We start from the raw sequence: 22,259 nt of genomic DNA on the forward strand, positions 1-22,259 counted from the left end.
GGGTGTCAGCCATGGGCAGCGGCTCCAGCTTTGAGGCGGTTTTCGGCACGGCGGCGCAGGATTTCGGCGGTGGTGACCAGGACGATCGAAAGCGCGATCATCAAGGTTCCAAGCGCCAGCACACTCGGCAGCTTGGCGGCAAAGCGCAACTGCCCCCAGATATAGACCGGCAGCGTCGGTTCGGTTCCCGACAGAAAAAAGGCGAGGATGAATTCGTCGAGCGAAATGGTGAAGGAGACCAAAAGGCTGGATATGATCGCCGGCGCCACAACCGGCAACGTTACCCGGCGGAAGGTGCCGATCGCGGTTTCGCCGAGATCGAGTGAGGCCTCTTCCAGTGAGCGGTCGAAACCATCAAAGCCGGAGATCAGCACCGACAGCGCATAGGGCAGACAGAACACCGTCTGACCGAGAATGACGGTTGCCAGCGACAGCTCGATGCCGAGCTGCAGCACGATCATCAGCAGCGACACAGCGACGATGATTTCCGGCAGGAACAGCGGTGCCATCAGCAATCCGGTGGCGGCGCGCTGTCCGCGAAACTTGTAGCGGGTGACGGCGCGGGCGGCGCAGATGGCAAGGCCGGTGGAGAGGACGGATACGCAGATGCCGACGATCAGGCTGTTGCGCGCCGCCTCCAGCATCACCGTGTTGCCCCAGAGTGCGGCATACCATTTGGTGGTGAAGCCGGCGAGCGGGAAGGTGGTGGAAGCCGCGTTGTTGAACGAGAAGATCGGCAGGAGCAGGATCGGCAGGTAGAGAAAGGCAAGGTAAGCCGTCACGTAGACAGGCAGCCAGCGGGATTTTCGAATGCCGTGACGACCGCTCATCTGATCCGCCTCACAAACAGTTTCAGCGCCAGAACCATAAGGCCTGCCATGGCCGAAACGATCACCATGGTGGTGACGGAGAGAGCAGCGCCCAGCGGCCAGTTGGCGCCCTTGCCGAATTGCGCCTGGATGGCGGTGGCGATCATCACGCCGTCCTTGCCACCGACCAGTTTCGGCGTGACGTAATCGCCGACGGTCGGGATCATCACGATCAGGAAGGCCGAAATCACCCCCGGCAACGACAAAGGCAGCGTGACGCGCAAGAAACTCCAGAGCTTGTTGTCGCCGAGATCATGTGCCGCCTCAATCAGCGAGCGGTCGATCTTTTCCAGCGAAACATAGATCGGCAGGATGGCAAAGGCGGCCCAGCTGTGCACCAGCGTGATGATCACAGCGTTGGAATTGTAGAGCAGCGAGGTCACCGGCGTGTCGATCAGGCCCGTGGACATCAGCCCGGTATTGAGCACGCCCTGATAGCCGAGAATAACCTTCCACGACATCACGCGCAGCAGGTAGCTCGTCCAGCAGGGCACGGTGATCAGGAACAGCCAGAGGTTTTTGTGCACCCCGCCGTGGAAGGAAATGAACCATGCGACGGGATAGGAAAAGCAAACGGTGATGACGCTGACGACGAGCGAGATGGTGAGGGAGCGCCACAGCAGGTCGCGGTAGATCGGTTCGGTCAGGGCGACGCGGTAATTCTCAAGCGTAAAACTGCGGTCGATGGTCAGGTAGTCCTGGGACCAGAAGCTGTAGGCGATGACGATGAGGACCGGCAGGAACAGCAGCGCCAGTGCATAAAGCAAGGTTGGCGAGATCAGCGTCAGACCTTTTGCCTCGTCGCTGGACGTCCATCGGCGGCCGCTATCAAGTGGCCGTCTGTTCTCCGTTTCAACGGCGCCCGGCAACGCCACCATCAGCGCCGCCTTTCCGGCGGCATGCCGGTACAACAGTGAAAATACAGGGATGGTATCATTTCGTCCGTCCCGGGCGGTTTTCCGCCATTCTTGGTTCCCGGATGCAGAATGAGCGCAAAACGGGATTGAACGCAAGTGTTTTTTCTGCCAGTATTGATTGAACGAACATTCAAAATAATCAGAATTACTAATTTAATTCAGATATTTGATTGGAAAAGTTTCCGTGAAATTACCTGTGGAGACGGCATATGGCGGCGAAACGTGACGATGCGACCGGTTCTTTCGAAGCCTCGGAGAGCATGGTGGCGCTGGCGAAAGACCATCTTGTTCAACCCTGGCCGACGGCAGGCGAAATCGGTGCCGAGGCACGCGGCGGCATCGTCAGCGGCGATGGCATCTATGTTGTCGATGGCGAGGGGCGAAAGCTGATCGATGGCCCTGCCGGCATGTGGTGCGTCAATGCCGGGCATCGGCGCAAGGAGCTGGCCGATGTGCTCTACCAGCAGGCGATGGACCTCGCCTACAATTCGCCATGGTACACGATGAACGAACCGTCGGTGACGCTGTCGGCGCGGCTTGCCGGGCATGCGCCGGGTGACCTTAATCATGTTTTCTACACGACGGGCGGTTCCTCCGCTGTCGAGACTGCGCTGCGCTTCATGCAGTTCGCCAACAATGTGAAAGGCCGCCCGGAAAAGAAGCTGATCGTCTCGCGCCAAGGCGGCTATCACGGCTCGACCTATCTGTCGGCCTCGCTGAACGGCCGTCCGCGCGATCACGACTGGATGGACAGCGCCGGTGAGCAGGTGGTGAAACTGACCTGCCCCAATCCCTTCCGCCGGCCGGAGGGGACGAGCGAGGCAGCTTTTTGCGATTTTCTTGTCGAGGAATTCCGCGTGGTCATCGAGGCAAGGGGGGCCGATCGCATCGGCGCGTTCATTGCCGAGCCGGTGATGGCATCCGGCGGTGTCATCGTGCCACCGGGTGGCTATCTGCGGCGGATGCGGCAGCTCTGCGCCGAGAATGAAATCCTTTTCATCGCCGACGAGGTGGTGACTGCCTTCGGGCGGTTGGGGCATGTCTTTGCGTCCAGCGATGTCTTCGGCATCGAGCCTGATATGATCACCTTCGCCAAAGGGGTCACCTCCGGTTATTTCCCGCTCGGCGGGGTGATGATCGCGTCGCGCCTGTTCGAAGAGCTGCGCCGGTCCAACCATCCGGATGCGATGTTCGCGCATGGGCTAACCTATTCCAGCCACCCGATCGGCTGCGCCGTGGCGTTGAAGAACCTTGATATCCTGGAGGAGGGACTGCTCGAACATGCTCGCGTCATTTCCGGCCATTTCCAGGCGAGCCTGAAGATGCTCGAAGACCTGCCGCTGGTCGGCGAAGTGCGCGGCGTAGGCCTGATGGCGTGCGTCGAATGTGTCGCCGACCGCGTGCACAACAATCCGCTGACGCTTGATCTTGAGGTCGGAAAACGCATCGACAAGCATTGCCAGGAACTGGGTCTTCTGGTGCGGCCGCTGATCAACATGTGCGTGATGTCGCCGCCGCTGACGATCACCGTGCCGCAGATCGACGAGATGACGGCGATCCTGCGCTCAAGCATCCGTCGCACCATGGATGAGCTGGTGCGCGAAGGGCTCTGGCACGGCTGAGCGTTGTCTTGAGCAGGGCATTCATTTCCCGCCATGCTCAATTTTAAAAGGGCCGGTTTTTCCGGCCCTTTCTTTTGGCTTATTAGAGAGTTGCAGAGTGCAACCGGCTGTTCATGCCGGCCATTTCCCGTTCGTCCGGGGCTGCGGGAAGGTTCATCACTGGCAGGATGGCCCGCAGGTGGTCGTGATGGGTGCGCACGCCGTATTCGAGATCGGACAGGTAGAAGCCGCTGAAGGCCTTCGAGGTCATGGATTCATTCGACCAGATCGTCAGTTGCACGTCCTCGGCCTGGGTGTCGCGGTCGATGCGGTAGGCGAGATAGCGGGCGGCACGTTGATGCCGTGTCTCGTCGAGGTGCCGGTAGACGCCGCCCCGCAATATCGTTTCGCCCGTCGAGAGCGGAAACTCCTGATAGAACTGCACGGCCTCCGGCGTCACCGCAATCACCGCATTGGCGAAGATGCCGTAATAGATCCAAGCCTTGCGCAAATGCTCCGGCAGGTGTGTTGCTTCCGGGGCGATCTTGACATAGTTGCGCACGCTCCAGCGGCGGCCGGCATGCGGATTGTAGGTGGCGAACGATCGGCAGAGGCCGTTGACGAACGGCTCGTCGTAATATGTCGAGCCGTAGAGATCCTGCAGCGCCGGATGCGCCATCGCCACGTGATAGCCCTCATTGTCGACATCGCGCACCGATTTCCAGTTGACCGGCGAGGCCTGGGTCCAGATATCGGCGGCGGGAACCATGTCCTGCGTCTTGTACTCGCCGAGTTCGGCGGCGAAGGGCTGCATCAGTTCGGTGACGGAAGGTTGCGGGCCGGGCACGAAACGGATGAAGACGAAGCCCATCCAGACTTCGAGATCGAGTGCGATCAGCCCAAATTCCTGCTTGTCGAGCGGCGGGAAGGAGCGGGGGCGGGCGGCGCCGCGGAGCGTGCCGTCTAGATTGTAGACCCAGCCATGGAACGGACAGACCAGCGCATTGCGGCAGGTCCCCTTGTCGTCGGCGACGACGCGCGAGCCGCGATGGCGGCAGATATTGTGGAATCCGCGCACCGTGCCGTCCTGGTCGCGCAGGATCAGCGCGCGCTCGCCGACGACGTCCATGGTGATGTAATTGCCGGCCTCGGGGATGTCGGAGATGTGGCAGGCGATCTGCCAGTGTTCGCGGAAAACATGTTGTTTTTCAAGCTCAAGCAGGGCGTCGCTATGATAGCACCAGCCGGGCAGGCCGCGCCGGTCCCAGTCATTGGGAATACCGATGTTCCGGGTCATTTCGTTCATGAATTTCCCCATATCTTGCTGAACGTTCATTCAATATAATCACATTTTTCTATCCAAAGGAATAGGTTGAGGCATCATCGATCCTTGAAGTTTGCCAATTGATGGCGACGTTGGGGAGGTTACTGGTTCGCGCTGTTGTGCGAAGGGCGTATGCCAAAGCCTGATATTGTCATGCCGCGAGACGAGCGTGCTCGCTACAAAGTCTACTTTTCCAGTTCCGGATAAATCCGGTCGAGAAAGCCGGGACGCAGCTTCTCACCCATCATGCAATCGGTGGGCGGCGTCATCTGCACGGGGATAATCCGCATGCCCGAACCCTTGCGGCTGACCTCCATGACCAGTTTCTGGCGGATTGCGACGGCGAAATCTTCCGGCCGGTGAACCGGCAGAACGAAGGATCCGGGGCCGCCGATGACGCAATCGGCATAGTACCTGTCCAGCGAAACCGTGCCGCCGGACGGGCGAATGATGATGGCAAGGCCGTTGATGACGATGCCGCTGGCAACGGCTGCGTTGCGCGCCGGATCGACCGGGGGGCCCAGATTGTTCGGCCCATCGCCGGAGATATCGACTACCCGGCGCATCGCATCGTAGGGGCTGGCTGATATCAGTTTCGATGCGACGGTGATGGCGTTGGAGATCGATGTGCCGCGGCGGGTGAAAACCGGCCGGGATGCAAGATGTTCTGCCAGGTCTGCGGCATCCTGTGCGTCGTCAATCAATTGCCAGTTGATGACAGAGGTTTCGTTGACGCTGCCTGCCCATTCGAAATAGCTGACGGCGATGCGGCCGTTGAGGCCGGCGGTGACCGCATTGATGAAATCCGGGTGACGCAGGGCCTCGACATAGCCCCTGCGCTGCACTTGCGCCTCTTCAAGATCCATCGACCCCGACATATCGACGGCGAGCACCAATGCAACATCCACCTGAGCGACGTCGGCGACAGGTGTTGCACTTGGGGTACCCGAAATCGTGAGAAACAGTGCAAGTGTTGTGAACATAAGGTCATCCAATCACTGCTAAGGATCGTATGAAACTAAAATGTAACACAAATCGTAGGTGAGGCGACCGTTCCGGATGCGGGCGACTTCAACAATCGGTGATTTGTACCGGCTGTCATTTTTAGTGAACTTTCGATCGACTGGAGTAAGCCTGCAATGCTTCTGAAAAACGATACCGACACGGTTATTATCGACCGGTTGCAGAAAGCGGCGTTCGGATATTTTCTGGAGTTCGTCAATCCCGAAAACGGCTTGATTGCAGATACCTCACTGCCGGATGCTCCCTCGAGTATTGCTGCGACCGGCTTTGGCCTTTCCGCCTATCCCACCGGCGTTGAGAGAGGCTGGATGAGCAGGCAGGATGCTGCTGCCAGGACGCTGGTCACCTTGCGATTCTTTGCGCAAAGCCCGCAAAGTCGCAACAAGGATGCGACCGGCTACAAGGGGCTCTACTACCACTTTCTCGATATGAAGACCGGTCTGCGGACATGGCGCAGCGAGCTTTCGCTGATCGACAGCGCGCTTCTGATCGCCGGCATGATCACCGCGGCTACCTATTTCAATCAGGACAATGAGGTCGAGACGGAGATCCGGTCTCACGTCGATATGCTCTATGCCCGGGCGAACTGGGCCTGGGCACTCGACGGCAAGGGCGCCTTGTGGCTCGGATGGAAGCCCCGGACGGGCTTTATGCCCTATCGCTGGGAATCCTACAGCGAGGCGATCATTCTGTATACGCTGGCTCTGGCCTCGCCATCCTATCCGATCGGCAAGGAAAGCTATGATGCCTTTGCCGGGAAATTCGATTGGATGACGGTCAAGGGCAAGCCGTTCCTCTACGCCGGGCCGCTGTTCATTCATCTGTTTTCACATGCATGGATCGATTTCCGGGGCATCCGCGATGGGGCTGTCGCGGCGCATGATACGGATTATTTTGAAAACACCCGTCGTGCCATTGCCGTTCAGCGCGATTATGCGATCGCCAATCCCGGCAATTTTACCGGCTATGGCGCCGACACTTGGGGGCTGACATCCTGTGACGGCCCGCAGCGTCCGCGCCGTTTGCAGGATGGACGGCGCCAGCAATTTGCAGGCTACGCTGCGCGCGGTGCACCGCTCGGGCCGGACGATGGCACGCTTGCACCCTGGGCACCGCTGGCATGCTTGCCGTTCGAACCGCAGGCGGCGATGTCGGCGACACGGCATATCCTTTCGAGCTATCCCGACGTCGTTGACGAGGGCCGTTTTATCGGCAGTTTCAATCCCAGCGTTCCTGGCAAGACGGCGGAAGGGTGGATGAACAACCGTTGCGTCGGTCTTGACCACGGGCTGTTGGTGATGATGATCGAGAACCATCGCACAGGCCTTTACTGGAACATGCTGCGCGAAACACCGGTTATACGGCGCGGCCTCAGACGGGCAGGCTTTTCTGGCGGCTGGCTTTAAGGTAAACGGGCTGCCATGCGATGACGGGTGGCCCCTTTGGATGAAAATCGAAAATCAAGCAGTTTTTGCGAGGGCGATGGAGGGCAGGCGGAGGCCGCCATCGCCTGGCAGGCGGAGCATTTTCCGCAGGTTGCCGTATCGCTGGGGGTAGAAGGTGGCGATTTTCTGCCGGTCACCGAGGCATGGCGTCGTGATGGCGATATGGTCGCCGGCCTGCTGGACTATCAGAACCGTTTTGCCACCGGCATGGATGACCGCGTCAGAGCCGCCCATCTCATTTCCTTCTACAGCCATCATCTCAGCATCGCGGCTGCAGCGGTCTATCTGCGGACGGTGCTCGTTCCTGACCTCAGCCCGGATCGCCTGGCGTTCCGTTTCGAGCCCGTCGTTCCGCACGATCACATTCCACCGATGGAAACGCGTCCATCCGATATCAGCCGTCTTCATTTTCGCTTCGAGCGTTTTGTGCGTGGCGACGACCGGGCACTACTGTTTCACGATCTATTTGTCGAAAGCGTCCTTCCGGTGATCGACGCGCTCCAGGCATGCACTGGCCTCTCTCCTGTCGCACAATGGCGGCTGGCGGCCGATGGCATTGCGGGCGCTTTCCTAGAGGTTGGTACAGCCTTGGGCGACGCGGAGCGCGCCATGGCTGCGGCACTTGCCATCATCAATAGGACGGGATCGCCGCTTTTCTCTAATGCCGTGCGCTATCAGCGAGTTGAGGCTGTTTGCGATGGCGTTGCGGTCGAGCGCGTGTTCCGCCTGCGAAGCGGCTGCTGTCTCTACTATCGAACAGAGGGCGGGGATTTCTGCGATGTTTGCGTTCTTCTCGATACGAAGACGCAAAGAGACCGCCTGCACGCCCATATCGAGCGTACCGGCGGCCTCTGATTGCCGTTGCCGCGCAAGCAATGCCGGCGCGGCAAAGATTTAGGCTCAGGCCGATTTCAGAAGCTTGTCGTTCAGGTAGCCGGAGATCACGCCGAGCACGATCCAGAATGCCAGTGTCGTTGCCAAGGCGGCGACCGCGAATTCCGCTCCGAGAACGGCCGGAACCGGGCTCGAAATATCAGACGGCTGCGGCGCACCATAGGCATGCGGTGCGGCGATCAGGACAAGCCCGATGATCTTTGCAAGGATTTCATCGCGCAGGACGATGAGATAGACCCCGGCGACAGCGAGAACGATGGTTGCGATCCACCAGATCTGCCGGTCATGCAGATCGGCGGCCGGAAAGCCCGGCAACTCCGGCGGCAGGCCGATGGCGGGCAGAAGATGAACCGTCAACCAGCCGCACGCGCCCCACACTGCGCCGTTGCGCAAGGTAATCGGATAGTTGAAGACGAGACTGGCACCCGCGAGCAACAGGCCGAAGCCGGCGCCAGCCACCAGATTGGCAAGAAGCGTGCCGGAGAACCGGCTCATGCCGAACATGATGCCGCCCTCGTCTTCATGCTCGCCCTCATGGGCATAGGCCGGCGTGACCGGCGACAGTGCCGACAGCATCTCGCCGATCACGGATGAGCGGTTGAGCGACGAATGCTGCTGCTGGCCTTCCGTCGCCGCCGGCGGTTCGGCAGCGGGTTCCTTGACCTCATATTCTTCGGCATGAAGGATGAGCGGGACCACCCGCAATTCCTGCGCCGCCGTCATGAAGACGCCCGCGATCAATCCAGCCACCAATGCGGCCAGAAGTGTTTTGACAATCATTTGTACCCCCAAATTCAAGCGGAGCCGATTTCTCGTCAGTGCTCAACGCTTGTCGTGTTTCAATTCCTCACGGCAAAAACCGCCCGATGCCAGAGCATGGGCGCAGCCCGCAGCCGCGCGATTTCCAAAAGGAAATCCACCATCCGTTTCACCGATAGAGCGTGGAAAGCCCTCAAGCCTTCCACTGCTCACATCAATGGCACGGGAAGCCGTAGGAATGGCGGACGTCGTGGGCGGTGTCATGCAGCACGGCCGAATTGGCAAGGCCGGCGCCGAAAACCAGGAAGCCACCGATCAACAGGGCGAGAATAGCCGTGGTAATGCGGTCGTTGAGCGAAAGCGGAACGCTTGAAACTGTAGTCGTAGCCATGACAACCTCCGTGATGGCGCGTGGGAAATATCCCACCAATTGGGCACCATGCCCCTCATCAACCGGCAGGTTTCCTGGCTCGCGGCGTCAGGCGCTTTCGCGCCAAGGAGCTTGTCTCACCTTCCCGGGGCAGGGGCCAAGGGCCCGTCGCCGCAGTGGTTTCTACCGGTTGCACATACCGGCATGACAAACTCTGACCGCTCTACAGTCGCGGGGTCGGCCGTGATAAAGATGCCCAGAATGGGTCCATCCGTCACGTTCCCATTTACTCCCCGAAAGCACCTCGCCGCCAGGGAACCAATTGATCCAACGATGATTATGCCGTCGCCCCGGTCATGTCAATTCAGCGCTGCGACCTACAATGACGCATTGTCTGTCTTGTTTTTTTAGTACAATATCTAAATCTGATATGTAATGGATTGCCGAATTCTCCCTGGTTGCAACTGGTTGCCTTGCGGTAACACTCCGTGGTTGTTTTTTATGGGAAATACTCTTCTCAAATGATGGAACAATAGTTCTTTAGGAACCTTGGCATAGGGTAAAACCGCGCTGATACGCGAAGAATCCTCCACAGAGAAAACCATGAACGCGGCGAGGTCCGAACAGGAATTCCAGAATATTCTTCGCCGCTTGGGAATTGCGCTTGACGCTTCTCAGATCGGTGTGTGGGAGCACGACACCCAGAAAGACGAAGTCGTCTGGGATCTGCAGATGCACCGGCTCTACGCGACTGGCAAGACCAAAAAGCGGGTCAAGGCGGAAGTCTGGATGAACGCGATCCATCCCGAGGATTTTGCTCAAGCCCAAGCCGACTTCGATCGGGCGATTTTGACCAAGGACGTCTACTCTTCGGAATACCGGATCATTCTGCCAGATGGCGAAACACGCTACCTGCGTTCGCGTGCCTATTGTTTCGAGGAAGACGGCCATATCACCTTCATCGGAGCCGAATGGGATGTCACAGCTGACGTGCTGCTCAATCGCGAACTGCGGCGGCAGAAGGCGATCGCCGAGGCGCGCGCTGTCGCGCTGGAAGCAACCACGGAGCGGATCGAATATGCAGCCGAGCACGATTACCTAACGGGACTTCCCAATCGCCGGTTCTTCGACCGGCGATTGGCGGAACTCGCCGGGGAGCCCGGCCTTGAGAAGCTGGCGATCCTGCATATCGGTCTCGACCGGTTCAAGCAGATCAACGACACCGCCGGCCACGCAGCCGGAGACGACGTTTTGAAATCCTGTGCGAGGCGGATCGAAGCCGGCGTGCCGAAGAACTCGTTCATCGCGCGTGTCAGCGGCGACGAATTTGCGGTTCTGATCGCAAACTTTACCGCCCTGGATGATCTTAAACACCGCGCTGAGCAACTGGCGCAGCAATTGAAGCAATCTGTCTGGCATAATGACGACGTGTTGCGTACCGGCGCGTCGATGGGGGTGGCGGCTGCCAGCGGCCGTAATATCGCCAGCCTGCTGGCGGAATCCGACATCGCGCTGCAACGGGCCAAAAAATTGGGACGGGGTAGGGTAGAGGTGTTTTCGGCGCACTTGAAGGCGCAGCTCAACAACGAGCAGCGCGTCGGCCGGCAATTGGCGCATGGACTGGAGAAAGGGGAGTTCATTCCCTACTATCAGGCTCAGGTCGATGCGCGGACCCGGCGCATTGTCGGAATGGAAGTTCTGGCACGGTGGCGCCATCCAAAGCGCGGAATGATTCTGCCGGGCGAATTCATCACGGTTGCGGGCAGCCTTGGCCGGCTGGACGATCTGGACGCCGCAATTTTGAAAGCGGCGCTGAAGGATCGGCAGGCCTGGATGCGGCAGGGTGTGCAGGTTCCGCGTATCGCGGTGAACGTTTCTGCCGCCCGTCTGTCGGATCCGCTTTTGATGGATCAATTAAAACATCTGGATATTCAGCCGGATATGCTGTCATTCGAATTGCTGGAAACTATTTTTCTGGACGATAGCGAGGATGAGGTGTTTTCCAATGTGGCCGGTTTGAAGGCCATGGGCATCGACATCGAGATCGATGATTTCGGCTCCGGCCACGCGTCGATCATCGGGCTGGTGAAGCTGAAACCGCGAAGAATGAAAATCGACCGGCAACTGGTGATGCCGACCACGACATCACGCGAACAGACGCGTTTGTTGCGTTCCATCATCGACATCGCCAAAGCGCTGCACATCGAAGTCATCGCCGAGGGCGTCGAGACGCTGGAGCACGCCAAACTTTTGACGCGCCTTGGATGCGATATCCTGCAAGGCTATGCGATCGCCTATCCCGTTCCGGCGGACGATATGCTGGCTCGGTTGATGCAGGACCAGGAACAGAGCCTCGTTGCGCAGTCCTGACGGCGTAAAACGTTTCCTGCTTCCCATTATATCAACAGGTCCTGCATGGCGCCAATGATGCGGCGGTGCTGGTGTGCGTGGCGTGTGCGGATGCTGGTAGCGGCGTAGACTGCCTGTTGAATATGGGGAGCGTCTGTGATCGGAAAGGCGGCGCCTTCGCGTTCGAGCCGCAAGGCGGTGCTACAGGTGACATAGGCAGCGCCGCCCAGCGTTTTAAGCAGACCGGTAATAGCGATATTCTGTCCAGAGGCCAGGGGAGCCGAGGACAGCTGCGGCAGGGCCAGACGATGTGCCCGGTCGAATGCCGGTGAATAGACGGCCTGGATGTATTTTTCGGGCAGTAACTCACTGACCGTCCGCGCCGTGGTGCCGACCAGCGTATAGGTCATGTCACCGATCCGCTCATAGTGAAGGTCAGGCAGATAGTGTGGCGTATAGAGGATGGCGAGATCGAGATCGCCGGCCGCCAGATCACGGTTCATCTGATTGGAGTAATCGGCTTCCATATAGATCGAGGTCGTCGGCAGTTCGGTGCGGACGGCCGATAGCCATTGTCCGGCAAAGGCTTCGGCCAGATCATGCTGGATTCCCAGCCGCATCGAGCGCTCGTAGGTGCCGGCGTTTTCCACCGCCCGCGTTGCTTCATGCCACTGATGTTGCAGCGCCTTGGCATGATCGAGGAAGCGCAGGCCGGATGCCGTCGGCGCCGTGCCGCCCTTGTTGCGGATGAAGAGCTTGCGGTCGAACTGCGCTTCCAGCGCCTTGACGCGATGGGAAACCGTGGATTGCGTGATGTTCAACCGGTCCGCCGTGCGGTTGAAGCTGCGGGTTTCCATCAGGTCGAGGAAGGTTTCGATGAGGTCGATCTGCATGGATGTGTCCCGTGCGTTGTGGTTCAGACCCCTCCCCAACCCTCCCCACAAGGGGGAGGGAGTTTACCGAGAATGCCGTCCGCTCTTTGCAACGTCCGCTTTTTGCAAGAAGTACAGAAGGCGAGACGGAGCACTGTCGCTCCCTCCCCCTTGTGGGGAGGGTTGGGGAGGGGTTTTTCTTCATCCCCCAATCTAATCGAATTCTTCGATCAATAAAGCGAATTCTGGCTGCTTGATGCCATCGTGCTTCGTTGCGAAAACTGATCCCAAACAAGGGAACATACATGTCGAATTTGCCGTCTTATGCGCGCGTCGTAATCATCGGGGGAGGTGCTGTCGGGGCATCCTGTCTCTACCATCTGGCCAAGGCCGGGTGGACCGATTGCGTGCTTCTGGAAAAGAACGAACTGACGGCCGGATCGACCTGGCATGCGGCCGGCAATGTGCCGACATTCTCGTCGTCCTGGTCGATCATGAACATGCAGCGCTATTCGGCGTCGCTTTACCGTGAACTCGGCGATCTCGTAGATTATCCGATGAACTACCATGTCACCGGCTCGATACGGCTTGGCCATTCGAAGGAGCGGTTGCAGGAGTTCAAGCGTGTCGTCGGCATGGGCCGTTATCAGGGCATGGACCTCGACATCCTGTCGCCCGATCAGATCAAGTCGAAATATCCCTTTCTCGAAACCCATGATCTCACCGGCGCACTCTACGATCCCTATGACGGCGACATCGATCCGGCGCAACTGACGCAGGCCTTGGCAAAGGGCGCCCGGGACATGGGCGCAAAGATTTTCCGCTTCTGTCCCGCCACCGGTGCGCGCCGGGAGAACGACGAGTGGGTGATCTCGACGCCACAGGGCGAGATTCGCTGTGAGAAGGTTGTCAACGCCGCCGGCTACTATGCCCGCGAGGTCGGCAAATGGTTCGGCCGCGATGTGCCGATGATGGTGATGAGCCACCAGTACATGCTGTTCGAGGAAATTCCGGAGCTGGCCGCGTGGTCGAAGGAGGCCGGGCACAAGCTGCCGCTGCTACGCGATGTCGATAGCTCCTATTACCTGCGTCAGGAAAAGACCGGGATGAACCTCGGTCCCTACGAGAAGAACTGCAAGGCACACTGGATCACCCCCGACGATCCGATGCCGGAGGATTTTTCATTCCAGCTTTTCCCCGACGATCTGGAGCGGCTGGAATGGTATCTGAATGACGCCGTCGAGCGCGTGCCGATCCTCGGCACTGCCGGCCTGTCGCGGATGATCAACGGCCCGATCCCCTATGCGCCGGATGGCAATCCGCTGATCGGGCCGATGCCGGGCGTGCCGAATGCATTTGAGGCCTGCGTCTTCACCTTCGGCATCTGCCAGGCAGGTGGCGCGGGCAAGGTTCTGGCCGAATGGGTGACCGAGGGCCAGACGGAGTGGGACATGTGGTCCTGCGATCCGCGCCGCTTTACCAGTTTTACCGACCAGGATTATTGCGTCGCCAAGGGCATGGAAATCTATGGCCATGAATATGCCATGCACTTTCCGAAACACGCCTGGCCGGCCGGCCGCAACAAGAAGCTGTCGCCGATCCATGACCGGATCGCTGCCCTCGGCGCCCAGTTCAAACCCTATAACGGCTGGGAGCGCGCCAACTGGTACGCCAAGCCGGGCGACGATCTGTCGGAGGGCGCCACCCAGACCTGGAACCGGGCGGGGCCATGGCAAAAGCGCATCGAGGAAGAGTGCCTTGCGGTACGCGATGCGGCCGGTATTCTCGATCTGCCGGGCTTTTCCCGTTTCCGCCTGAAGGGCGAGGGCGCCCGCGACTGGCTGCTTGGCCTCACCACCGGCAAGGTGCCGAAGCCTGGCCGGATCGGCCTTGCCTATTTCTCCGACGACAAGGGCCGCATCGTCACCGAGATGTCGGTCATGGCGCTGGAGGAGGATTTCTTCTTCCTGATCACGGCAGCGACGGCGCAGTGGCACGATTTCGAGTGGCTGAAAAAACACTTGCCGAAGGATGCGGCTTTTACGCTGGACGATGTGACCGAAAGCTTCACCTGCCAGATTTTGTCAGGTCCGAAGTCGCGTGACATCTTGGCTGAGGTTTCGAATGCCGATTTGGCGAAAGGCTGGCTGACGCATCAGTCGGTGCAGATCGCCGGGCGGTGGTGCCAGCTGGTGCGGGTGTCCTTTGCCGGCGAACTCGGCTGGGAAATCCACACCAAAATCGATGATACCGCTGCGATCTTCGACGCCGTTTGGGCTGCCGGGCAAAAGCATGGGCTAAAGCCTTTTGGCATGGAGGCGCTGGACAGTCTGCGCATCGAGAAGGGCTATCGCGCCTGGAAGGGCGATCTTTCGACCGATTACACCATCCTGCAGGGCGGTCTTGAGCGCTTTATCGATTGGGCCAAGCCTGATTTCAAGGGCAAGGCGGCGCTGGAGCGTGAGAAGCAGCAGGGTGTGACCAAGCGGTTCGTGACGCTGGTTGTCGATGCCGGAGATTGCGACGCGCCCTATATGTCGACGCTTTGGCATGGCGGCAACGTTGTCGGCGAGACGACATCCGGCAACTGGGGTTACCGCATCGGCAAATCGGTGGCGCTCGGCATGCTGCGCGCCGATTTGGCTGAGCCCGGGACCGAGATTGAGATCGAAATCTACGGCGACCGCTTCAAGGCAATCGTGCAGGCCGATGAGCCGCTGTTTGATCCCAAGAATGAGAGACTGCGCGCATGAGCAAGGCCATCCCCACCAAAGCACGCGCGGTCATCATCGGCGGCGGCGTGTCGGGCTGTTCGGTCGCCTATCACCTGGCGAAACTCGGCTGGACGGACGTCGTCCTGCTCGAACGCAAGCAGCTGACCTCGGGCACCACCTGGCATGCGGCCGGCCTGATCGGCCAACTGCGCGCCTCGCAGAACATGACCCGGCTCGCCAAATATTCGGCCGATCTTTACACCAAGCTGGAGGCTGAGACCGGCATTGGCACGGGCATGCGCCAATGCGGTTCGATCACCGTGGCGCTGACGGAAGAACGCAAGCAGGAAATCTACCGGCAGGCCTCGCTTGCCCGGGCTTTCGATGTCGATGTGCGGGAAATTTCGCCGGACGAGGTCAAGGCGATGTATCCGCATCTGAATATTTCGGATGTCACCGCCGCCGTGCACCTGCCGCTCGATGGCCAGTGCGATCCGGCCAATATCGCCATGGCCTTGGCCAAGGGCGCCCGGCAGAACGGCGCGACCATTCTCGAAGGCGTCAAGGTGACGGCTGTCCACAAGAAGGACGGCCGGGTATCCGGCGTCACCTGCGAGCAGAATGGCGAGACGTTCACGATCGAGACCGAGAACGTCGTCAACGCCGCTGGCATGTGGGGCAGGGAGCTCGCCAACATGTCCGGCGTCACCGTGCCGCTGCATGCCTGCGAGCATTTCTACATCGTCACCGAACCGGTCGCCGGGCTTCAGCGCCTGCCGGTCTTGCGTGTGCCGGACGAATGCACCTACTACAAAGAGGATGCCGGCAAGATGCTGGTCGGCGCCTTCGAACTCAAGGCCAAGCCCTGGGGCATGAACGGCATCAGCGAGGATTTCTGTTTCGACCAGCTGCCGGAGGATTTCGATCACTTCGCGCCGATCCTGGAAAAAGCGGTCAACCGGCTGCCGATGCTGGAAACCGCCGGGATACACACCTTCTTCAACGGCCCCGAAAGCTTCACGCCGGATGACCGCTACTATCTCGGCGAAGCGCCGGAGCTGAAGGGCTACTGGGTGGCGGCCGGCTACAATTCCATCGGCATCGTTTCTTCGGGCGGCGCGGGCATGGCGCTGGCGCAATGGATGAACGACGGGGAGCCGCCGTTCGATCTCTGGGAGGTCGATATCCGCCGGGCGCAGCCGTTCCAGAAGAACCGCACCTATCTTAGGGAACGCGTCACCGAAACACTTGGCCTGCTCTATGCCGATCATTTCCCCTATCGCCAGATGGCCACGGCACGCGGTGTTCGCCGCACGCCTATCCACGAGCACCTGAAGGCACGTGGCGCCGTGTTCGGCGAAGTGGCGGGCTGGGAGCGGGCCAACTGGTTTGCCAGAGAAGGCCAGGAGCGGGACTACAAATACAGCTGGAAGCGGCAGAACTGGTTCGATAACCAGCGCGACGAACATCTGGCGATCCGGAATGGCGTCGGCCTGATCGACATGACGTCGTTCGGCAAAATCCGCGTCGAGGGCCGCGATGCGCTGACTTTCCTGCAGAAGCTCTGCGCCAATCAGCTGGATGTCGCCACGAACCGCATCGTCTACACCCAGATGCTCAATGCCCGTGGCGGTATCGAAAGCGATCTGACCGTCACGCGGCTTTCGGAAACCGCGTTCCTGCTGGTCGTCCCCGGCGCCACGCTGCAACGCGATCTTGCCTGGTTGCGCAAGCATTTGGCCGATGAATTCGTCGTTGTCACCGATGTCACCGCCGCAGAATCGGTGCTCTGCGTCATGGGGCCGAAGGCGCGCGACCTGATGCAAAAGGTGAGCTCCAACGATTTTTCCAATGCGGTCCATCCGTTCGGGGCGGCACGCGAGATCGAGATCGGCATGGGCCTCGCCCGCGCCCACCGCGTCACCTATGTCGGCGAACTCGGCTGGGAGCTGTACGTCTCGACCGACCAGACGGCGCATGTCTTCGAGACGCTGGAAGCAGCGGGCGCGGATATCGGCCTGAAGCTTTGCGGTATCCATACGCTCGATAGTTGTCGTATCGAAAAGGCCTTCCGCCATTTCGGCCATGACATTACCGACGAAGACCACGTGCTGGAAGCCGGTCTCGGTTTCGCGGTGAAGACAGGGAAGGGCGATTTCATCGGCCGGGATGCCGTGTTGAAAAAGCAGGACAAAGGGCTGTCGCGCCGTCTCGTGCAGTTCCGCCTCACCGATCCGGAGCCGCTTCTATTCCACAACGAGGCGGTGGTGCGCGATGGCAAGATCGTCGGCACGATCACCTCCGGCAATTACGGCCACCATCTCGGCGGCGCGATTGGCCTTGGCTACGTGCCGTGCAAGGGCGAGAGCGAGGCGGATGTGCTGGGCTCGGCTTACGAGATCGAAATTGCCGGGACGCGGGTGAAGGCGGAGGCGTCGCTTGCGCCGATGTACGATCCGAAGTCGGAGCGGGTGCGGACATGATGCAGGACACGAAAGCGTCTTTCGGTGCCACCCCCCTCTGTCACTCCGTGACATCTCCCCCTCAAGGGGGGAGATTGGCCGCATCCGCTACGGTTCACCTCACTTTTCTTCACTCCACCCCCGTTCAGTTCATTTTTGTTGGACAGAGAATTATCCGCGATCGCCCGATCTCCCCCCTTGAGGGGGAGATGTCACGCAGTGACAGAGGGGGGTGCGCCACACGCTCTTCAGCCTGGAGGAAGTCCCATGATCGCACCTGATACTAAGACCACGGCAGCCCCATCGACCGACCGCATCGACCAGCTCGTCGCCGCCCACAAGCCTGGCCATGGTCTCGCCCGGCCGTTCTACCGGGACGTAGATATCTATGAGCGCGATCTGGAGCGTGTGTTCCGTCGCCACTGGCATTGCGTCGCGCATGAGAGCGTCATTCCGAGGCCGAACGATTTCGAAGTTTTTCGGATGGCCTCCGAGCAGGTAATCCTGACGCGGCATGCGGACGGGACCATTCATGCCATCCTCAATGTCTGCCGCCATCGCGGCGCCGAGGTCTGCACCAAGGACAAGGGCAATGCCCGTGTTTTCGTCTGTCCCTATCATGCCTGGACCTATGGCAATGACGGATCCTTGCGGGCAGCCCGGTTGATGCCGAAGGATTTCAGGCGGGAAGATCACGGGCTGAAAAAGCTGCATGTCCGCGTCGTCGAAGGCCTGGTGTTCATTTCCTTTGCCGACAATCCGCTTGATTTCACCGAGGTCGAAAACCTCCTGCATGCCACCTGCGGCCAGTATGGCTGGGGGCAGGCGAAGGTCGCCTATCGGCAGAGCTATCCGGTCGATGCCAACTGGAAGCTGGCGGTCGAGAATTATGTCGAGTGTTATCATTGCGGTCCGGCGCATCCGGAATATTCGCAGACCCACGCGCTCGAACAGCCGCTGCACATGATCGAGGCGCTGAACGCGGCGATGGAGGAGCGCACCTGCGCGCTCGGCATCCAGGTCGGTTCCGGCGATCACTGGCAGACCTCGGAAAACGGCAAGGAAACCATCCATGCCTTCCGCTATGCGCTCTATGATGGCGTCAAGACCGGTAGCCAGGACGGTTCGCCGCTCAGCACCCTGATGGGCCGCTTCACCGAATTCGACGGTGGCGTCACCTCCGTCCATCTCGGCGGCACATCGTTCCTCGTCTGCTATCCGGATCACGGCATGATCTACCGGTTCATTCCCAAAGGACCGGAAGCCTGCGAGATGGAGCTGATCTGGCTGGTCAATGGCGAGGCGCAAGAAGGTGTCGATTACGATCTTGAAAAGCTGAAATGGCTATGGACAGTGACCACCGACGAGGACAAGTCGATCATCGAGCACACCTCGCGCGGCGTCCGCTCGCATTATTTCGTGCCCGGTCCGATCGCGCCGATGGAGCAGAACGAGTTGCGCTATATCAACTGGTATCTCGATGAGATCAGCCGGCCCTGACCAAGAGCGGGTGCGTTATTGCACTGCCACACCGCGGATGTTGGAAATCTGCGCCGTCCATTTCGGCGCTGCGGGCTCAACGCCGAAGCGGGAGGGGAAGGTGAAGAAGGTTTCGAACGTCTGTTCCCTTCCGGCGGGAACGCGGGCAAGGATCAGGGCCGTGTCTTCGCCGACCGTCTTGCAATCGCCGTTCGGGCAATCCTGAAGCGTGACGGTCAGATTGAAATTGGTGAGATTGGCGGCGCTTTTGTTCACGACCGTACCGGTGACCCGGTAGCTCGTATCCGGCCGGTTGCGGGTGAACTGCAGGCCTTCCAGCGCAATCTCTTCCGGCAGGATGACAGGACGGTTCTGGGTGAAGGGGGGCGGATCGCTGTCGTTGCTCTCGCCAGCACCGTCTCTCATCCAGACGACGAAAGCCGACACAAGCCCCAAAGCGACAAGAATGCTCAGCACCGGTTCTGCAAAACGCCGGAAGCGCGACGAGCGCATGGCGAAATATACGATTAAAAGGCCTGCTATCGCAGGGAAAATCCAGATCATCAAAGTCCTCCAGCCTCCTATATAGGCGGGGCGACGCCGCGATGGAAGCGGCTGTGGCACGAACCGGCGATCGTAGGCGCCAGCGGAACAAAGTACGGGATCGACCGTTACTTGCTCGTCGCCCCCGACATGTTTCAATTGCGGAAAAGGAAGAGAACAATGGCCGAGAAAGCCCTGGAAGACCTGTTCTATGATATGCTCAAGGATGTCTACTACGCCGAGCGCAAGATCCTCAAAACCTTGCCGAAAATGGCCAAGGGCGCACAGAGCCCGAAGCTGAAGGCGGCGTTTGAAAAGCATCGTGATGAAACCGAAGGCCAGATCGAGCGCCTGCAGCAGGTGTTTGAAATCTTCGGCAAGCGCGCTGTCGGCAAGACCTGCCCGGCGATCGACGGTATCGTCGAGGAAGGCGAGGAAATCCTCGAAGAATTCAAGGGCTCGCCAGCGCTCGACGCCGGCCTTTTGGCAACAGCCCAAGCTGTCGAACATTATGAAATGGCCCGTTACGGCACCCTGAAGACCTGGGCCGGTATGCTCGGCCTCACAGATGCGGTCAAGCTGCTGGACGAGACTTTGCAGCAGGAAGGCGCTACCGATCACGCGCTGACCGCACTGGCGGAAGCTTCAGTCAACGCAACGGCGATGAAAAAAGCCGCTTAACGGGGCTGCACCACATTGGCCGGAGACCCATCTCCGGCCAATTTTCTATTTCAAGCTGATCCAGTACGAACCACGGAACGGAACTGCGGCAAAGCGCTCGTTGATTTCCTTGAGCGACTGGTCCGGATCGATATCCCCAAAGATCTGCGGCCGCAGCCAGCGGGCAAAAGCCTCCGCTGCCAGAATATTCAGCGGCACTGCGTTGAAAAAATTCCACACCCCATGCACGCGGCCTTTTTGCACGCCCGCCAGGTTGGCCAGAACCGGATTCTTCACCGCTTCGCCGAGCGTCCGGCGGGCCTCGTCGGCCGGAACGCCGGGGCCGATTGAAAAGACGCTATAGGTACCGCCCGGCGAAGCGGTGGCGATATAGACCTCCGGGTCGGCCTCGATCAGGTACTCGCTGCTGACGATGCCGCCTTGGCGCGGCAGGTTCTTATCCGCAATGTTGCGGCTGCCGGTAATGCCGATAAATTCGCCAAGGCCGCCTGTGCCATAGGCATAGCAGCAGCGATCCGGATTGGGGAAAGCATCCATCAGCACGGTCGGGCCGGGCGCCGGATTGGCGGCGACCCGGTCGGTAATGCGCTTCAGGTGTTCCTCGTAGAAATCGGCAAAGGCGTTGGCCTGGTCTTCGCGCTCCAGGATCTTGCCAAGCAGCCGCATGTTGTCAGGCGTGTTCTTCAAGGGATCGCTGTTGAAATCGACGACGAAGACGGGAACGCCGGTGCTTTCGAGATAGTCGATCGCCCGCTTGCCGAGATCGGTATCGGCCTGCCAGTTGGCCAGGATAGCAAGATCGGCCTTGAGCGACAGGATGGTTTCGAAGGACAGGCCGTCGCCGGTGCCATTGCCGATGATCGGGACGCCCGCGAGGCTCGGAAACTTCTCGACGAAATCCCTGTAGATTTCCGGATTGTCGCCCTTCAGGTCTCCCGACCATCCGGCAAGCAGGCTGACGGGATCGGGATGGATCAGCGACAGCGCCACCAGATTGAAGCCGCTGCCGAGCAGGATCGCCTTGGGTTTTTCCCTGATCGTCACCTGCCGGCCAATCGCGTCGGTCAGCGTCAGCGGCCAGCGTTCCTGCGCGTTCGGCATGGCGGTACAAGTCAGAAACAGACAGAGGGTCAGGAGGAGGAGGCGTTTCACCATCATTGCTTTCTTTGGCATTGCTTTCTTTGGGCGGGCAGAGCGCAGAGTTCGCCGCAGCTTGGTATGCCCGGCAGAAGGTAGCGCAGGCAGCAGACCTTGCGGCGGCAGAGGGTTTCTTCGCCTTCCACTTCGTGGCGCAGGCAGCCGAGGAAGGGGTTGGCGCTGCCGTCCGGCAGGTGCGGCTGCGAAAACAGAGCGCGCGACGCCCAGGCGTCGCCATCGGCCGGGCGCTCCCGCTCCGTGGCGTTGAAGGCGTAGTCGATATAGACAGCCGCATTGTTCCAGGCGAGTTTTGGCGCAATGCCGCCAAGTGACTTCAATTGCACAACAATTTCGGCGAGATGCTGGCTGACCAGTGGCATGACGAAGGACAAAAGGCTCGCGTCCTTGCCTTCGCTCCAATCGCCTTCACGGGCGAGACCGAGCGCGCGCGGCAGCCCGTCTTCGGCAAGCGCGATGGTCATGCCGCTGGCTGCGACCGGCAGAACATGGTCAGCGCGGCGCGCAACGATATAGGGGATCGTCAGCATCGATAAATAGTAGAGCGACCACATGGACGCAACGGCGCGCCGGTCGGGTTTGCCATGGGTGCTGGCATAGGTATCAAGGGCAGCGGTAAAGCCGCCGGAGCCGAAAAATTCGGCAAGCGGAACGCCACCTTCCAGCTCCGACGCCAACATCATCTTTTCGCCGCACCAGGCATGCTCGCCGGCAAACACCTCCTTCAGGCAGGATGGCCTGAAGGAGGTGTTTGTGTCGTGAGTGGAGGCAGTCGCGTTTTTCAAAGGATCACCAGTCGTCT

18 protein-coding genes and 1 riboswitch are annotated in these 22,259 nt (G+C 59.9%); of the genes, 8 read left to right on the forward strand and 10 right to left on the reverse strand.

The genetic code is table 11. The annotated features are described in order from the left end of the window. Positions 1-5: 5 nt before the first annotated feature. Together ACP7E6_RS02210 and ACP7E6_RS02215 are read right to left on the reverse strand one after the other, a co-directional pair. Positions 6-830 carry an ABC transporter permease gene (locus ACP7E6_RS02210; RefSeq protein ID WP_426227495.1) on the reverse strand — a complete coding sequence of 275 codons (825 nt, stop codon included), beginning with the start codon at positions 828-830 and terminating at the stop codon, positions 6-8. Next, the gene (locus tag ACP7E6_RS02215; RefSeq protein ID WP_426228508.1) at positions 827-1,738 is read right to left on the reverse strand and encodes an ABC transporter permease; all 912 of its coding nucleotides are present in this window, start codon (positions 1,736-1,738) and stop codon (positions 827-829) included. The genes ACP7E6_RS02210 and ACP7E6_RS02215 overlap by 4 nt, the downstream gene beginning before the upstream one ends. 257 nt (positions 1,739-1,995) lie before the next feature. Between ACP7E6_RS02215 and ACP7E6_RS02220 the strand changes: the two genes are divergently transcribed. Further along, positions 1,996-3,408: an aminotransferase gene (locus tag ACP7E6_RS02220; protein WP_426227496.1), complete on the forward strand. Its 1,413-nt coding sequence runs from the start codon at positions 1,996-1,998 to the stop codon at positions 3,406-3,408. A gap of 82 nt (positions 3,409-3,490) precedes the next feature. Here ACP7E6_RS02220 and ACP7E6_RS02225 read toward each other — a convergent pair whose 3' ends face one another. Continuing rightward, positions 3,491-4,693, reverse strand: coding sequence for an aromatic ring-hydroxylating oxygenase subunit alpha (locus tag ACP7E6_RS02225; RefSeq protein WP_426227498.1), 1,203 nt, complete (start codon positions 4,691-4,693; stop codon positions 3,491-3,493). Positions 4,694-4,896: 203 nt separating this feature from the next. Next, positions 4,897-5,694, reverse strand: a complete 798-nt coding sequence (locus tag ACP7E6_RS02230; RefSeq protein WP_426227500.1) for a DUF1194 domain-containing protein — start codon at positions 5,692-5,694, stop codon at positions 4,897-4,899. 156 nt (positions 5,695-5,850) lie between these two features. Here ACP7E6_RS02230 and ACP7E6_RS02235 point away from each other — a divergent pair, with 156 nt between their 5' ends. Continuing rightward, positions 5,851-7,140, forward strand: a complete 1,290-nt coding sequence (locus ACP7E6_RS02235) for a glucoamylase family protein (RefSeq protein ID WP_426227502.1) — start codon at positions 5,851-5,853, stop codon at positions 7,138-7,140. Positions 7,141-7,176: 36 nt separating this feature from the next. Then, the gene (locus tag ACP7E6_RS02240) at positions 7,177-8,034 is read left to right on the forward strand and encodes an IucA/IucC family C-terminal-domain containing protein (RefSeq protein ID WP_426227504.1); all 858 of its coding nucleotides are present in this window, start codon (positions 7,177-7,179) and stop codon (positions 8,032-8,034) included. A 45-nt stretch (positions 8,035-8,079) separates the two neighbouring features. On the opposite strand, the gene ACP7E6_RS02245 is transcribed toward ACP7E6_RS02240, so the two are convergent. After that, the gene (locus ACP7E6_RS02245) at positions 8,080-8,853 is read right to left on the reverse strand and encodes a CbtA family protein (protein WP_426227506.1); all 774 of its coding nucleotides are present in this window, start codon (positions 8,851-8,853) and stop codon (positions 8,080-8,082) included. Between the two features lie 193 nt (positions 8,854-9,046). Then, a complete protein-coding gene (locus ACP7E6_RS02250) occupies positions 9,047-9,223 on the reverse strand; it encodes a CbtB domain-containing protein (protein ID WP_082512317.1) in 177 nt (58 codons plus the stop codon). Positions 9,224-9,270: 47 nt separating this feature from the next. After that, a riboswitch (cobalamin riboswitch) is annotated at positions 9,271-9,540 on the reverse strand. A gap of 265 nt (positions 9,541-9,805) precedes the next feature. Here ACP7E6_RS02250 and ACP7E6_RS02255 point away from each other — a divergent pair. Further along, positions 9,806-11,572, forward strand: coding sequence for a bifunctional diguanylate cyclase/phosphodiesterase (locus tag ACP7E6_RS02255; RefSeq protein ID WP_426227508.1), 1,767 nt, complete (start codon positions 9,806-9,808; stop codon positions 11,570-11,572). A gap of 26 nt (positions 11,573-11,598) precedes the next feature. Here the strand turns inward: ACP7E6_RS02255 and ACP7E6_RS02260 are convergent, their stop codons facing one another. Further along, positions 11,599-12,444 carry a LysR family transcriptional regulator gene (locus ACP7E6_RS02260; RefSeq protein ID WP_426227510.1) on the reverse strand — a complete coding sequence of 282 codons (846 nt, stop codon included), beginning with the start codon at positions 12,442-12,444 and terminating at the stop codon, positions 11,599-11,601. A gap of 284 nt (positions 12,445-12,728) precedes the next feature. Here ACP7E6_RS02260 and ACP7E6_RS02265 point away from each other — a divergent pair, with 284 nt between their 5' ends. The 3 genes from ACP7E6_RS02265 (at position 12,729) to ACP7E6_RS02275 (ending at position 19,099) form a co-directional block, all read left to right on the forward strand. After that, complete coding sequence (locus tag ACP7E6_RS02265) at positions 12,729-15,176, forward strand: GcvT family protein (RefSeq protein WP_426227512.1); 2,448 nt, start codon at positions 12,729-12,731, stop codon at positions 15,174-15,176. Beyond that, the gene (locus tag ACP7E6_RS02270; RefSeq protein WP_426227514.1) at positions 15,173-17,620 is read left to right on the forward strand and encodes a GcvT family protein; all 2,448 of its coding nucleotides are present in this window, start codon (positions 15,173-15,175) and stop codon (positions 17,618-17,620) included. Before ACP7E6_RS02265 ends, ACP7E6_RS02270 begins: the two co-directional genes overlap by 4 nt. A gap of 246 nt (positions 17,621-17,866) precedes the next feature. Continuing rightward, positions 17,867-19,099 carry an aromatic ring-hydroxylating oxygenase subunit alpha gene (locus tag ACP7E6_RS02275; protein ID WP_426227516.1) on the forward strand — a complete coding sequence of 411 codons (1,233 nt, stop codon included), beginning with the start codon at positions 17,867-17,869 and terminating at the stop codon, positions 19,097-19,099. Positions 19,100-19,114: 15 nt separating this feature from the next. Here ACP7E6_RS02275 and ACP7E6_RS02280 read toward each other — a convergent pair whose 3' ends face one another. Further along, a complete protein-coding gene (locus tag ACP7E6_RS02280; RefSeq protein ID WP_426227518.1) occupies positions 19,115-19,642 on the reverse strand; it encodes a hypothetical protein in 528 nt (175 codons plus the stop codon). A 159-nt stretch (positions 19,643-19,801) separates the two neighbouring features. On the opposite strand from ACP7E6_RS02280, the gene ACP7E6_RS02285 reads away from it, so the two are divergent. Further along, positions 19,802-20,302 carry a ferritin-like domain-containing protein gene (locus ACP7E6_RS02285; protein ID WP_426122594.1) on the forward strand — a complete coding sequence of 167 codons (501 nt, stop codon included), beginning with the start codon at positions 19,802-19,804 and terminating at the stop codon, positions 20,300-20,302. Positions 20,303-20,347: 45 nt separating this feature from the next. On the opposite strand, the gene ACP7E6_RS02290 is transcribed toward ACP7E6_RS02285, so the two are convergent. Both ACP7E6_RS02290 and fhuF read right to left on the reverse strand, forming a co-directional pair. Next, entirely contained in the window at positions 20,348-21,403 is a 1,056-nt protein-coding gene (locus tag ACP7E6_RS02290) for an ABC transporter substrate-binding protein (protein ID WP_426228510.1), read from the reverse strand. 53 nt (positions 21,404-21,456) lie between these two features. Beyond that, positions 21,457-22,140, reverse strand: coding sequence for a siderophore-iron reductase FhuF (gene fhuF, locus ACP7E6_RS02295; RefSeq protein WP_426228512.1), 684 nt, complete (start codon positions 22,138-22,140; stop codon positions 21,457-21,459). Positions 22,141-22,259: the final 119 nt, after the last annotated feature.

Origin of the sequence: Pararhizobium sp. DWP3-4, from assembly GCF_049898205.1 — a bacterium.
Taxonomy (GTDB): Bacteria; Pseudomonadota; Alphaproteobacteria; order Rhizobiales; family Rhizobiaceae; genus Pararhizobium.

What these genes read in the sequence shown, in the direction of transcription:
- ACP7E6_RS02210 (WP_426227495.1), bottom strand. Translation starts at nt 830, where the DNA reads ATGAGCGGTCGTCACGGCATTCGAAAATCCCGCTGGCTGCCTGTCTAC.
- ACP7E6_RS02220 (WP_426227496.1), top strand. Translation starts at nt 1,996, where the DNA reads ATGGCGGCGAAACGTGACGATGCGACCGGTTCTTTCGAAGCCTCGGAG.
- ACP7E6_RS02225 (WP_426227498.1), bottom strand. Translation starts at nt 4,693, where the DNA reads ATGAACGAAATGACCCGGAACATCGGTATTCCCAATGACTGGGACCGG.
- ACP7E6_RS02230 (WP_426227500.1), bottom strand. Translation starts at nt 5,694, where the DNA reads ATGTTCACAACACTTGCACTGTTTCTCACGATTTCGGGTACCCCAAGT.
- ACP7E6_RS02235 (WP_426227502.1), top strand. Translation starts at nt 5,851, where the DNA reads ATGCTTCTGAAAAACGATACCGACACGGTTATTATCGACCGGTTGCAG.
- ACP7E6_RS02245 (WP_426227506.1), bottom strand. Translation starts at nt 8,853, where the DNA reads ATGATTGTCAAAACACTTCTGGCCGCATTGGTGGCTGGATTGATCGCG.
- ACP7E6_RS02250 (WP_082512317.1), bottom strand. Translation starts at nt 9,223, where the DNA reads ATGGCTACGACTACAGTTTCAAGCGTTCCGCTTTCGCTCAACGACCGC.
- ACP7E6_RS02255 (WP_426227508.1), top strand. Translation starts at nt 9,806, where the DNA reads ATGAACGCGGCGAGGTCCGAACAGGAATTCCAGAATATTCTTCGCCGC.
- ACP7E6_RS02260 (WP_426227510.1), bottom strand. Translation starts at nt 12,444, where the DNA reads ATGCAGATCGACCTCATCGAAACCTTCCTCGACCTGATGGAAACCCGC.
- ACP7E6_RS02265 (WP_426227512.1), top strand. Translation starts at nt 12,729, where the DNA reads ATGTCGAATTTGCCGTCTTATGCGCGCGTCGTAATCATCGGGGGAGGT.
- ACP7E6_RS02270 (WP_426227514.1), top strand. Translation starts at nt 15,173, where the DNA reads ATGAGCAAGGCCATCCCCACCAAAGCACGCGCGGTCATCATCGGCGGC.
- ACP7E6_RS02275 (WP_426227516.1), top strand. Translation starts at nt 17,867, where the DNA reads ATGATCGCACCTGATACTAAGACCACGGCAGCCCCATCGACCGACCGC.
- ACP7E6_RS02280 (WP_426227518.1), bottom strand. Translation starts at nt 19,642, where the DNA reads ATGATCTGGATTTTCCCTGCGATAGCAGGCCTTTTAATCGTATATTTC.
- ACP7E6_RS02285 (WP_426122594.1), top strand. Translation starts at nt 19,802, where the DNA reads ATGGCCGAGAAAGCCCTGGAAGACCTGTTCTATGATATGCTCAAGGAT.
- ACP7E6_RS02290 (WP_426228510.1), bottom strand. Translation starts at nt 21,403, where the DNA reads ATGCCGAACGCGCAGGAACGCTGGCCGCTGACGCTGACCGACGCGATT.
- fhuF (WP_426228512.1), bottom strand. Translation starts at nt 22,140, where the DNA reads ATGATGTTGGCGTCGGAGCTGGAAGGTGGCGTTCCGCTTGCCGAATTT.